Annotated in this window: 9 protein-coding genes; 6 read left to right on the top strand and 3 right to left on the bottom strand. The window is 33.9% G+C overall.

What is annotated here, in order from left to right:
- Positions 1 to 20: 20 nt before the first annotated feature.
- Together ACQKP0_RS00310 and ACQKP0_RS00305 are read left to right on the top strand one after the other, a co-directional pair.
- A complete protein-coding gene (locus ACQKP0_RS00310) occupies positions 21 to 836 on the top strand; it encodes a carbohydrate ABC transporter permease (RefSeq protein WP_427404155.1) in 816 nt (271 codons plus the stop codon).
- Positions 837 to 901: 65 nt separating this feature from the next.
- Positions 902 to 2,545, top strand: coding sequence for a glycoside hydrolase family 13 protein (locus tag ACQKP0_RS00305; RefSeq protein ID WP_427403816.1), 1,644 nt, complete (start codon positions 902 to 904; stop codon positions 2,543 to 2,545).
- A gap of 127 nt (positions 2,546 to 2,672) precedes the next feature.
- Here the strand turns inward: ACQKP0_RS00305 and ACQKP0_RS00300 are convergent, their stop codons facing one another.
- Positions 2,673 to 3,140, bottom strand: coding sequence for a CBS domain-containing protein (locus ACQKP0_RS00300; RefSeq protein WP_427403815.1), 468 nt, complete (start codon positions 3,138 to 3,140; stop codon positions 2,673 to 2,675).
- A gap of 143 nt (positions 3,141 to 3,283) precedes the next feature.
- On the opposite strand from ACQKP0_RS00300, the gene ACQKP0_RS00295 reads away from it, so the two are divergent.
- Positions 3,284 to 3,682 carry a hypothetical protein gene (locus tag ACQKP0_RS00295; protein ID WP_427403814.1) on the top strand — a complete coding sequence of 133 codons (399 nt, stop codon included), beginning with the start codon at positions 3,284 to 3,286 and terminating at the stop codon, positions 3,680 to 3,682.
- 168 nt (positions 3,683 to 3,850) lie between these two features.
- Positions 3,851 to 5,284, top strand: coding sequence for an alanine/glycine:cation symporter family protein (locus tag ACQKP0_RS00290; protein ID WP_427404154.1), 1,434 nt, complete (start codon positions 3,851 to 3,853; stop codon positions 5,282 to 5,284).
- 176 nt (positions 5,285 to 5,460) lie between these two features.
- Here the strand turns inward: ACQKP0_RS00290 and ACQKP0_RS00285 are convergent, their stop codons facing one another.
- Positions 5,461 to 8,322, bottom strand: coding sequence for an SH3 domain-containing protein (locus tag ACQKP0_RS00285; protein WP_427403813.1), 2,862 nt, complete (start codon positions 8,320 to 8,322; stop codon positions 5,461 to 5,463).
- A gap of 294 nt (positions 8,323 to 8,616) precedes the next feature.
- Entirely contained in the window at positions 8,617 to 9,987 is a 1,371-nt protein-coding gene (locus ACQKP0_RS00280; protein WP_427403812.1) for an amino acid permease, read from the bottom strand.
- A 438-nt stretch (positions 9,988 to 10,425) separates the two neighbouring features.
- Here ACQKP0_RS00280 and ACQKP0_RS00275 point away from each other — a divergent pair, with 438 nt between their 5' ends.
- Together ACQKP0_RS00275 and ald are read left to right on the top strand one after the other, a co-directional pair.
- Positions 10,426 to 11,616: a PucR family transcriptional regulator gene (locus ACQKP0_RS00275; RefSeq protein WP_427403811.1), complete on the top strand. Its 1,191-nt coding sequence runs from the start codon at positions 10,426 to 10,428 to the stop codon at positions 11,614 to 11,616.
- A 244-nt stretch (positions 11,617 to 11,860) separates the two neighbouring features.
- A complete protein-coding gene (gene ald, locus ACQKP0_RS00270; protein WP_427403810.1) occupies positions 11,861 to 12,994 on the top strand; it encodes an alanine dehydrogenase in 1,134 nt (377 codons plus the stop codon).
- Positions 12,995 to 13,186 lie beyond the last annotated feature (192 nt).

Below are 13,186 nucleotides of genomic sequence, written 5' to 3'. Positions count from 1 at the left end.
GGAAGAAAGTGAAAAGAAAATTGAACTTCGGAAAAAAATTATTATATGTCATTCTCATCCTATATGCAGTCGTTACGATTATTCCGTTTTTATGGGCATTATCTTCATCCTTTAAAAATCTAGAGGAAATTGTCAGCGGAACGATAAATTTTATCCCTAAACATTTTACTTTAGATAATTACAAAACTATTTTTGTGAAACAAGAGTTATTTCCGCGCTGGCTGTTTAATAGTGTTTTTATCGCAGTGTGTGTAACATTGCTTAACTTAGTTTTTAACTCCATGGCGGGTTATGCATTGGCACGTATTCATTTTCGAGGGAAGAAAGCTCTATTTATCATTATTTTAGGTGTATTAATGATCCCGATGCAGGTTACGATGATTCCAAACTATTTAATTTTAAAATCATTGGGATGGCTAAACACTTATCAAGGAATGATTGTTCCAAGTATGATTAATGCGACATTTATCTTTATGATGCGTCAATTTTTTATAAATTTCCCGAAGGAATTAGAGGAAGCGGCAGAAATAGATGGTCTAAGTAAGCTTGGTACGTTTTTTCGAATTGTCCTTCCATTAGCGAAACCTGCATTAGCAGCGCAGGCAATCTTTGTTTTCATGGGTTCATGGAATGACTTTATGAGACCATTAATTGTTCTTTCTGATCCGGAGCTTTTCACGCTGCCACTTGGATTAAATACTTTTAAAGGTCAATACATTAGTTACTGGAATTACATTATGGCGGCATCTATGGTCTTTACCTTGCCAGTACTAGTAATTTATATGTTCTTTAATAGATACTTTATTAAAGGTATTTCATTTACTGGCGGCAAGTAAGTATTATAAGACTCTTTTCGAATCCTTGATTTGAAAAGAGTTTTTTATAGCAAAGGAGAATATTAATGAAAAAAGCATGGTGGAAAGAAGCCGTTGTGTATCAAGTGTATTGGCGCAGCTTTTTTGATACGGATGGAGATGGAATAGGTGATATTAACGGTGTAATTGAAAAATTAGATTACATTAAAGAGCTTGATGTAGATGTTATTTGGTTAAATCCTATGTATAAATCACCTGATAAGGATAATGGTTATGATATTTCCGATTACTATAGTGTAATGGAGAAAGCTGGGGATATGAATGCCATGGAGCGGCTTATTGATGAGGTCCATCAACGTGGAATGAAATTGATAATGGACCTAGTGGTAAATCATACGTCCGATCAGCATCCTTGGTTTTTAGAATCCCGATCATCAAAAGATAATCCAAAGAGAGATTGGTATATTTGGAAAGATACGAAGAACGGAAGGGAGCCAAATAACTGGCGTTCATATTTTACACCTTCCACTTGGGAATATGATGAAAAAACCAACCAATATTATTTTCATTCATTTGCGATAGAACAGCCTGATCTTAATTGGGAGAATAAGGAGGTTCGAAGTGAGATATATAAGATGATGCGCTTTTGGTTAGATAAGGGAATTGATGGCTTCCGTTTAGATGTCATCAATCTATTAGCGAAAAAAGACGGTTTTCCAGACGCTGATGACCCTATTGATATATCGTATTTAGGGAATAATCCTGGTATTCACCAATATTTGCAGGAAATGAATCGAGAAGTACTAAGTCATTACGATATTATGACGGTAGGGGAAATTCCTTTTGTAACACCTGATGACGGCCTATTATATGTTGGAGAAGATCGTAATGAATTGAACACATTGTTCCACTTCCAAGTCGCTGATGACATGCCAACTTGGGACATGAAGCGTTTTAAAACCATTCAGAAGGAGTGGTATGAGGGATTGAAAGGGAAGGGATGGAACTCTCAATTTCTGAATAATCATGATCATACGAGACAAGTGACAAGATACGGAAATGATAAGGAATATAGGGTTCAGTCAGCTAAACTGTTAGGGACCTTAATCCATACTTTACCTGGTACACCTTATATTTTTCAAGGCGAAGAAATTGGCATGACTGGTGTGCAGTTTAAGCACATTGACGAATACAGAGACATTGCGATGAAAAATAAATATGATGAAGAGGTACAGAAGGGGAAAGATCCAACAGAAGTATTACAAAGTCTACAGCCTTTGAGCAGAGATAATTCACGAACTCCTATCCAATGGGATAATAGTGAAAATGGGGGCTTTACGACAGGAACACCGTGGATTAACAGCAATCCAAATTATACAACGATAAATGTAAAAGAAGCGATGAGTGATCCATCTTCCATTTTCCATTATTATAAGAAACTTATCCAACTTCGTAAGTTAAACCCTGTAATGGTGTATGGAGATTACGAAGATCTTTCAGAAGGTCAGGAGCAGCTATATATTTATTCACGTTCACTTAATGGAATCACCTGGTTAATTATTTTGAATCATAGTGATGATGAAGTGAAATTTCAACTTCCTCCCATGTTTAATAATCAGTCCAAAAGGTTAATTCTTGCAAATTATTTGGATGTTAAAGAAGAAAAAGTTGCAGATATAGTGGCTTTACGTCCACACGAAGCTCGAATTTATGAGTTTAGATTTGAATAGACTTGGATTATGGAATGGTAGGAATCGTAATAATTATATGTAATTCATATTTTCAAAGGAATATATACTGTTAGGAACTCTTACTTGTCAAGAAAAAAACAGCATGGGGAAAGTACCCATGCTGTTATTATAATGATTGAAGGATGTCTTTTTGAATGGAGCGAATAATATCTCCCCGACTTATGACACCTACAACCTTACGTTGATTATCGATAACTGGGATTTTCTTGAAATGATGTTTAGCTAAAATTCTTAAAACCGTTTCCATATCATCATCTTCTTTTACAGTGATTATGCTACGCTTCTTCGCAATTTTAATAACTGGTTGATCTTTTAGGTGAGTAATGGCATCCTCTAAATTTCCTTTTTCATACGCTATAGCCATTAAACTATAAAAATCATAGACTACGGTATCTTTTGGCTTAATACTTCTTAAAACATCTCCATCACTGATCATACCTAGTAATGTACCATCAGCATTGATAACTGGAACTCCACCAATTTTATGCTTGACTAGAGTATTTAGCAAATGCTTAATGGTATCGTCTTCCTTAACAGAAATCACGTCTTGAATCATGAAGTCTTTTACCTTCATAACAAGTGCCTTCTTTCTTTGAGAAGATTTTAATTTCCTATCTCTATTTTAACATAAATATCGATAATTATCTGTGTAAAAGTAATATCCCATAATATTTCACATATGATTGAATATCTAAATGTAAATGAGGGGGATACGTGTTGAAAAACGATGTAGATTATTTGATTACAAGAGAGATGCTCTTACGTTACGATAACCTTAATCGCAAGAAAAAAGAAGTGGAAACTGAGTTGGATGAATTAAAAAAAATATTTAATCATTTTTTTGATGCCTCCGTTGGAAAAAATGTAAAAGGTGAAATAACTATTAGTGAGTACAAATTGCAAAGGCAAATTAGAACATCAGAAAAGTTTGAACAGGAAACTACTTTGAAAAGGCTTGAAGAACTAAATATGTTGGATCTAATTCAGAAAAGACCTGATGAAGGAAAAATAAAGTCAGCATTAAATCTTGGATTAATAAAAGATTCAGATTTAGAAGGCTGTATAAAAACTAATTGCTCATCAGCGATTTATGTGAAACAAATAGATTCGAAATAGAGGAATGATATCAAAAAAAGAGTGTCAGGCATTGTCTTTGCCTGACACTCTTTTTTTGTAGATTTAGAGTTTAGGTAATAGTATCCATTGTTGTTTATAGTTAAATTTGTTAAAGTAGGAATGTTATTATGGAATAAGACTATCTTAGAGAAGAAGGTGATGGGTTGGATGAAGTTTTTGGGAAGTTTAGTAAATGGAACGAATACAATACTTTGGTCTTATATTCTAATTATTATGTTGATTGGGTTAGGACTCTATTTTACCTTTCGGACGAAGTTTGTACAATTTAGAATGGTAGGAGAAATGATTCGTCTTTTGGGAGAAGGAGCAAAAGATAATAAAAAGGGTGTTTCGTCTTTTCAAGCATTTTGTATTAGTACAGCTTCACGAGTAGGGACAGGAAACTTAGCAGGAGTAGCCCTAGCGATTACGACTGGAGGACCTGGTGCGGTTTTTTGGATGTGGCTCATTGCATTAATTGGATCTGCTTCGGCGTTTGTAGAAAGTACACTTGCCCAAATTTTTAAAGTTAAGGACGGCGATACCTTCCGAGGTGGACCAGCTTATTATATGGAAAAAGCATTAAATGCTCGTTGGATGGGAATCTTATTTGCTGTTCTCATTTCACTTACATTTGGTTTGGCATTTAATTCAGTTCAAGCAAATACCATTACAAGTGCAATTAACCAATCATTTGGTATAAACAAGTCACTAATAGCGATTCTCCTTTCTATTATAACAGCTATTATTATTTTTGGCGGGATTAAGAGGATTGCAAAAGTGGCCGAATTAATGGTACCTGTAATGGCAGGTGCATATATTCTCATCGCTTTGTATATCATGGTGACAAACATTGCAGATATTCCGAATGTTATTAAGTTGATTTTTGAAAATGCATTCGGTATTAAAGAAGTAGCTGGCGGAGCAATTGGGGCTGCAATGATGAATGGAATTAAACGTGGATTATTTTCAAATGAAGCTGGTATGGGAAGTGCACCTAATGCTGCGGCTACAGCAGATGTAAGCCATCCTGTGAAACAGGGACTTATTCAGTCGCTCGGTGTTTTTGTTGACACGCTTCTTATTTGTAGTAGTACAGCTTTTATCATTTTATTATCTGGATTATATACATCAAAAGAGTCGAACGGAATTGTATTGACTCAAAATGCTCTTGAGACAAGCCTTGGTTCGTGGGCAGGAATTTTCCTTGCTATTATCGTATTATTATTTGCTTTTAGTTCGATTGTAGGGAATTATTATTATGGAGAGTCGAATATTGAGTTTATTAAAAACAGTAAGCTTTGGCTATATATTTATCGTATAGCTGTAGTGGGGATGGTTGCTTTTGGCTCACTTGCCGCTCTAGATTTTGTTTGGAGTATAGCAGATTTGTTCATGGCTTTCATGGCTATTATTAATTTAATTGCGATTGCTCTCTTAGGGAAATTTGCTTTTTCGGCATTAGCTGATTATAAACGCCAAAAAGCTCAAGGAAAAGACCCTGTCTTCTATGCTTCTAATATTAAAGGATTAAAAAATGTTGAATCATGGGGAAACACCCCAAATGTTTCGGGTATGGAGAGTAAACAAGCTGGAGATTAAATTTGGTGGTTACACAACACTATATTGATTCATATTAAACTAACCTAAAAAATCTCCCTATTGCAGATCCTAAAGCTAAACATTATGTCTTTCTGTTTGAAAATAGCATATAGGAAATAAAAAAAGATAGTGGCAAGTCCACTATCTTTTTTCATGCATGATTCTCCAAATTTACTTTATTTTAACTCTTGTACAACATACGTTGCACTTATCCAGCCCGTTTTTCCATTTGCTAATGTCACTTGATACCAAGTTTTTGTGCTGTCCATCGTAGGAGTTCCATCTTTTTGTAAGACAATCTGTACATAGTCGTTAAGATTTAATGCTCCTATAATGGTTGAATTAGGAGCGGTACGGACATTTAATGATGCAGCTGTAACCCTACCTAAATTTTGGACAGATAAATATTTTTTGTAAGAAACAAAATTAATATCATTTGTCCAGTATATTTTATCATCGACCATTACTTTAACCCAAAAGTCGTTTGCTTTTTCAAGTAAGAAAAATTTTGAATTTTTCTTGATCTTTTTAACCGCATCGTTTATTCCCTTTTTACTATTTAAGACAAGATCTTGATTGGCAACTGCTTGGATCCCAGTTGGGAAAACATCGCTGCCATCAGGTTTGCTAGGCTGAGTTGGAACAACAGTATTAGCCACAGCCTTGCTGTAATAGTTTTTATCAAAAGGCAGTATATTTTCCATGTGTTTGGCGATTGTTTTACCCCAATTTTGATCACTTGCATAGTAAAAGTTCATACCCTCACTATTTGAATCGATCCGATTCCCTTTTAAATCTTTTGTACTAAAGCCTAGATATGGTCCATTATACTTCCAATTATTTTCGTTTAAGTAAGTAGCTTTCATTTCTCGTGCAATATATTCAATATTAAGGTCTACTGTTGCAAAACGATAAGCAGCTACAAACGGTGTAGCATCATATGCTCCAAATCCAAATAAATTATTTTTACCTAAAGAAATATTGGAGGTTCCGTAGGCACTCTCATGAATCGCATGGGCAGCTAAGTAAAGTGCATTTACCCCATATTTTTTTCCTGCATTTATGAATGCTTGTCCCTTACCGGTCAGTACACTTATCTTTCCAGTTGAATTCACATATTTTGAAATATAGTCATTTATTTGCTTAGCTGTTACAGGTGACTGGGTTCGTAAATCGATGAATTGATAACCAGTTCGACTTGTAATAGGATCACCGGTTTTTACTTCCTTTAAATAGCTGCCATTTACATAGCCTGTTTTGCCACCGTATGACACCTTATACCATCCATTAGAAACTTTGGCAGTTGCCACTACGATTTTAGAGTTTGGAATCGTAATAAGTAAATTTGATGATGCATCTGCTGTTTTCCTAAGATTTAAGTCGGCAGTTGTAACAAAGGTAGTATCCTGAATCTTACTTTCAGTTACATTTGTATATGGAGAAAAATCACCAATATAAAAATATCCAGCTGTACCATTGTAAGTAACACTATACCAATCTCCTATTTTTTTGTTTGGAGAGACAATGGTGTCTTTCGGTATTTTGATCAGTTTGTTATAGGCATTACCAAATGATTGATAGACATATGTGTCTTTATTAGCTTTATATTCTGTTTGTATATCTGAGAAAGTATTTTTGCTTACATCTTTGCTATTTACATATAATGTTTTTCCATTATACTCATCAACTCGATACCATGTTTCTCCAAGACTATTAACTATTTTTTGGGTAGAGGTAAAGCCATTATTTGCTGCGATGGAGTACACCTCATTACCCGAAGAATTAGGATATGAGTAAAGCTTTGTTGTCTGTTTGGTAAAATAATAGGTCTTATTCGTATTAGTATATTCATAAGAAATTTCGTTATATGGAGAAAAATCACCAATATAAAAATAACCAGATGTACCGTTGTAAATAACTTTATACCAATCTCCAATTCTACTAGTAGCTGTTACTATTGTGTCCTTTGGAATACTTACTAGTTTATCATAGGAATTTCCAAAGGATTGATAAACAAATGTATCCATATTGGCTTTATATTTTGTTTGTGGAACATCCTTAAAAGAATCCTTTACAACATCTTTACTACTAACATATAAATCTTTTTCATCAACGCGATACCATGTTTCTCCTAAACTATTTACAACTTTCTGTGTGGAAAGAAATCCATTATTACTTGAAAGAGAAGCTTCTTCCTTTTTTGTATCCTTTGGTGACAAATAAAGTTTAGCCGTATTTTTTGTGAAATAATATGTAGTGCTAGTGTTGGAATATGTATAGGTTACTTCATTATATTTTGAAAAGTCGCCTATATAAAAATATCCGGATTTCCCACCATAAGTGACGCTATACCATTCTCCAATCCTTTTTGTGGATTGAACAATCGTGCCTTTTGGGATTTTTACTAGTTTATTATAAATAGTCCCATATGATTGATAAAGATAGGTATCTTTATTGGCTTTGTATTTAGTTTTTGTAAAAGATGCAAAGGAGTTCTTATTAACACTACTACTATTTATGTAAAGTGTTTTTCCGTTATAAGATATTCGATACCATGTTTGCCCAAGGCTATTTACAACTTTTTGTGTAGAATAAAATCCATTCTTTCCAGATATCGTATATGCTGCTTTTTTCTTTGTGTCAGGTGTGGGATAAAGCTTCGCCTGCGACTTTGAAAAATAATATGATTTTGTGATCGTTGTATATTTATAATATTCTTTTATATAAGAACCGCTTACCCAGCCAGTTTTAGTGATATTCTTTCCTTTCAAACTATATGTATAAGATACCTTGTACCAAGCACCTGTTTTTGCGGTAGCAGTTACTATTTTTCCTTTTGGGATGGTAATAATAGCTTTATTTTTTGTACTTGCTCCTGTACGAAGGTTTACATTATCAGTTGTCTGATATGTTGTTTTATTCAATTTTATACTGCTGCTTGCTTCAGCCTTTATTGTTTCAAATGGCGAATAGGGAACCCCCTGTGCAGCTACTAATATACTTGTTGATAAAATCAATACTTTTCCTATCTTTTTCATCTGTTCCCCTTTCCCATAAAGTCTGTGATAGACCATTTATGTGAAAATATTAAAATTTCGTCAGTAATAGTCTTACTATCGGTTAAAAATCATATATTTTGAGTGGATACGAAATATGTAGTGTCTCTTTCATTCTATTTAATAATAGAATAGAAATATGAATCTGTCTTTATTATAAAAGTCCTAACATTAGGAGAAAAGGGATTTATTAAATATTTTATTATTTGACTCATATGTAAGGTTTTGATAGAAAATAAAAAATACGCCAAGCAATATTTATGCTGGCGCTTTTGTTCATTTATAATTTTTCTGTTCTCTCCTATGCATTCCCTTACCGCAGTATACGGCTACTAATAGAATCAGCCAAAGCGGCCCAACGATTAAAGCAATTTGTGTGTCCTTGGAGAACCCCATTAACACGACAACGATGGCAAGGAATGCTAGTGCAATATAGGATCCGTATGGCCAAAATGGTGCTTTGAATTTTATTTTTGCTTGTTCCTCAGGTGATATACCTTTTCTAAATTTTAGCTGAGATAATAAAATCATCGTCCATGTCCATATTGCACCAAAAGTAGAGATACTAGTTACCCAAGTAAATACTTTTTCAGGGACTAAATAATTTAAAATGACTCCTATTAATAATGCAGCTGTTGAGATAATGATTGCTAAAGATGGGACGCCTCCTTTATTAACTTTTTTTAGAGAGGCAGGTGCTTGATTTTGTTCTGCTAGATTAAATAGCATACGGCCTGTACTAAAAATTCCACTATTACAGCTAGAAAGTGCTGCTGTAAGAACAACAAAATTGATAATTCCAGCTGCTTGTCGAATGCCAATTTTTTCAAAGGTCATAACAAAAGGACTTCCTGCTGTTCCGATTTCATTCCAAGGATAAATGGACATAATAACAAATAATGCACCCACATAAAAGATAAGAATACGCCAAAAAACTGTATTAACTGCCCGGGAAATCGTTTTTTCTGGATTCTTTGCTTCTCCAGCGGTCACCCCTAGCATTTCTATACCTAAGTAAGCAAACATAACCATTTGCATAGATAATAAAATGCCTTTGAAACCATTAGGAGCGAAACCTCCTTGTTTCCATAGGTTACTAATTCCAGTTGCAATCCCACCATTACCAATACCAAATAGGATGATCAATAAACCTGTTGCAATCATAGCGATAATAGCAATGATTTTGATTAAGGCAAACCAGAATTCTAATTCTCCAAATGCTTTAACTGTAATTAAGTTAACGATTGCCATTATAACAAGTGCAGCTAGTGCCCAGATCCATTTAGGGATATGAGGGAACCATAATTGCATATAAACACCTACTGCTGTAATCTCTGCCATACATGTGACAACCCACAAAAACCAATAATTCCAACCAGTTAGGAACCCAGCCAGCGGTCCTAAATAATCTTGTGCATAACGGCTAAATGAACCTGCAACTGGATTTTGAATAGCCATTTCTCCTAGTGCACGCATAATAACAAACATAACAGCACCTGCAACAAGGTAAGCAATTAATATAGAAGGACCTGCAAGTGCAATTGTTTTACCAGCGCCTAAAAATAAACCTACTCCAATACAAGCCCCTAAAGACATTAAAGTAATATGTCTTTCTTCTAAACCGCGATGAAGCTCTTGGTTTTCCATTTGATACCACCTCTTATGTAAAATCTTTGTTGTATTAATTTAATTTTCGCTGGGAAGTCATAGATCGATCTGATAATAAAAATTATTCAAAATCATCTTTTTGCTTTGCGTTTCTAAATAATATTTTTGTATATTTTGAAAAGTAATTTTATAAAAGTATAAAAATATTTTACTACAATAATATTAATTTGACTATAACACTGTAATCGCTTACATTAAAAATAAGATAAAATTTATTAGTATAACATAAAATTTATTAGTATAACATAAAAATAATCACCAATTAGTTGTGAAAAATATAAAATGTTTTGATCCAGTCTTGTGTAATTCCACAAATAAATGCCCGATTATGATAAAATAAAACATATTATTTGTGAAAGGGAAGTTTCTATGAGCCATTCTCAAATTTTTAGGGATTCCTTCGATTCTCCAGAAAGTTTGGCAGATCATATCGGAGAGATATTAGATTGTCCAATTACAATAGAAGATTCGAATCACCGAATAATTGCCTATAGCGAGCATGAGGAAAATGTTGATGCTGCCAGAATTGCTACTATTATTAGAAGAAAGGTACCAGAGAATGTCATTAATAGCCTGTGGAAATCTGGTGTTATGACTAAATTATTTGAAAGTGATGAACCAGTGATCATACCGGCTATTGAAAATGTGGGATTAGGAAATCGCATTGCTGTTTCTGTACGTAAAAATAATGAAGTACTCGGATTTATTTGGGCCCAAACAAACGATAAAAAAATTACAGAAGATAAATTGCAGATGCTTAAGGAGGCAGCGAAACAAGTAAAAAACCAGCTCCTTCAGCACCAAATAAAAAAAAGAAAAGCAGAGGAAAACTATAAAGAGTTTTTTTGGAAGCTTTTAGCAGGGCATGTTCCAAAGTTAAATGAAATAAAACGCCAGGCAGATAAGTTTGGCATAAATTTAGATGGAAAATTGTCCGTTGCAATCATTGAATTTGATCATGAAGTAAGTCCAAAAATTGAAAAGCATGCCTACTATTTAATAGAAACTTTACAACAGGTTCATGTCGTTTGTCGTGTATTTGATCAAAATCAGCTAATTCTACTAATACGTCATGGATCAAACAATGCTTCTATTAATAGTCTGAAATGTTTTCTGGAAAATTTTATAGAAAAAATAAAGGAACGTTTAAAGATTGAACAAGTGAAAGGTTCATGTGGATTAATTTATGACTCTCCACAGATGATTAATAAAAGCTATCAAGAAGCATTGAGGGTATTGGAACTTAAGGAAGAGTTCTCCCACGAATTAAAACTTATTTATAGCTACCAGGAGCTTGGAATTTATCAATTTCTAGAGGAACTATTTAACATTAGAAATAAAGAAAAATATCAAAATTATTCAATCGGAAAATTAAGGGAATATGACAGAAAGCATCAATCGAACTTGTTACCCACTTTAAAAACTTATTTAGAGTGTGACAATAATGTTCAAGATGCTGCAAAAGTATTGCATGTTCATACCAATACACTTAATTATCGCCTCAAACGAATAGCTGAAATAGCAGAAATCGATCTAAAAGATGTTAATCAAAAAATCACCTTATATCTAGATTTAAAAATAGAAGAAATGAAGAGTGATAATTCGTGACTTATTGTTGATAAAATCGCCTGTAGGGAAAGCGTGAAGCGATTTCTATACGGAGTAAACTGTACTGAACGCATACCCTACAGGACTTTTTCAGAAACAACAAAGTTCAAAAAAAGAGCCTTTGTGATTTTTCACAAATCATGGCACTGTTTTTTTGTATTCTCCATAAAGAAAAGTAAAAAAAAAAAGAATATAATCGAAGTGTAATGAAAAATTGAATTGAACATTGAGGAGATGTTGTTTAATGATTATCGGTGTTCCAAAAGAAATAAAAAATAATGAAAATCGCGTTGCTATGACCCCTGCAGGTGTTGTGCATTTATCAAATGCTGGACATAAAGTAATTATTGAAACAAATGCTGGACTTGGCAGTGGTTTTACGAACGAAGAATATAAACAAGCTGGTGCTGAAATAATTGAAAGCGCTTCAGAAGTATGGGCGAAATCTGAAATGATTATGAAAGTAAAGGAACCTCTTCCATCAGAGTATGCTTATTTCCGTAAAGGATTAATTTTATTCACATACCTTCATCTAGCTGCAGAACCAGAGTTGGCAAAGGCATTAGTTGAAAGCGAAGTTATCGCTGTTGCCTATGAAACTGTTACGGTTAACAGAACTCTTCCTTTATTATCACCAATGAGTGAAGTAGCTGGTCGTATGGCTTCTCAAATTGGAGCTCAATTCCTTGAAAAAACTCAAGGCGGCAAAGGGATACTGTTAAGTGGAGTTCCAGGTGTTAAACGCGGAAAAGTAACAATTATTGGTGGTGGAATGGTTGGTACGAATGCTGCGAAAATTGCGGTAGGTCTTGGTGCAGATGTAACTATTATCGATTTAAGTCCAGATCGATTACGTCAATTAGAGGATATTTTTGGTACAAGTGTACAAACATTAATGTCCAATCCATATAATATCGCAGAAGCCGTGAAAGATTCAGATTTAGTTATTGGTTCCGTATTAATTCCAGGTGCTAAAGCTCCTAAATTAGTAACAGAAGAAATGGTTAAATCAATGCAGCCAGGCTCTGTCATTGTTGATGTTGCGATTGACCAAGGTGGAAACTTTGAAACAAGTGATCAGATTACAACACATGACAACCCAACTTATGAAAAACATGGTGTAGTACATTATACAGTAGCAAACATGCCTGGTGCTGTTCCACGTACATCAACCATTGCATTAACGAATGTAACGATTCCTTATGCAGTTCAAATTGCATCTAAAGGTGTAGCAAAAGCAGTAAATGATAATCCAGCAATTAAAGCTGGTGTGAATGTGGCAAATGGTCATGTAACATTTGAAGCAGTTGCTCATGATCTTGGATATAATTATGTTACAGTAGAAGAAGCGTTCTCTAAAGAAGCAGTAAATGCTTAAAAAAGAATTAAAAAGGGTGATAGGTCTTTGGATCTATCACCCTTTTTTTTCTGTATCTTTGTCCTCAACCTCGATCTAATTGAAATTTTTTATTTTTTCTTTCTCAAAAAAAGGTATTTAACCATATTTTTATGCAACTTTTTTCGTATTTAAGTAGTCTAAGTAATGTAATATAATTGTAATAAGCTACAA

Source organism: Heyndrickxia sp. NPDC080065 (assembly GCF_050281185.1).
Lineage (GTDB): Bacteria > Bacillota > Bacilli > Bacillales > Bacillaceae_C > Heyndrickxia.
The sequence above is the reverse complement of the archived record's forward strand: the minus strand, read 5'-3'. Positions and strand labels throughout refer to the sequence as shown.

Excerpts from the sequence above, each read along its gene's own strand:
- ACQKP0_RS00305 (WP_427403816.1), top strand. The coding sequence starts at position 902 with ATGAAAAAAGCATGGTGGAAAGAAGCCGTTGTGTATCAAGTGTATTGG.
- ACQKP0_RS00290 (WP_427404154.1), top strand. The coding sequence starts at position 3,851 with ATGAAGTTTTTGGGAAGTTTAGTAAATGGAACGAATACAATACTTTGG.
- ACQKP0_RS00285 (WP_427403813.1), bottom strand. The coding sequence starts at position 8,322 with ATGAAAAAGATAGGAAAAGTATTGATTTTATCAACAAGTATATTAGTA.
- ACQKP0_RS00280 (WP_427403812.1), bottom strand. The coding sequence starts at position 9,987 with ATGGAAAACCAAGAGCTTCATCGCGGTTTAGAAGAAAGACATATTACT.
- ald (WP_427403810.1), top strand. The coding sequence starts at position 11,861 with ATGATTATCGGTGTTCCAAAAGAAATAAAAAATAATGAAAATCGCGTT.
- ACQKP0_RS00300 (WP_427403815.1), bottom strand. The coding sequence starts at position 3,140 with ATGAAGGTAAAAGACTTCATGATTCAAGACGTGATTTCTGTTAAGGAA.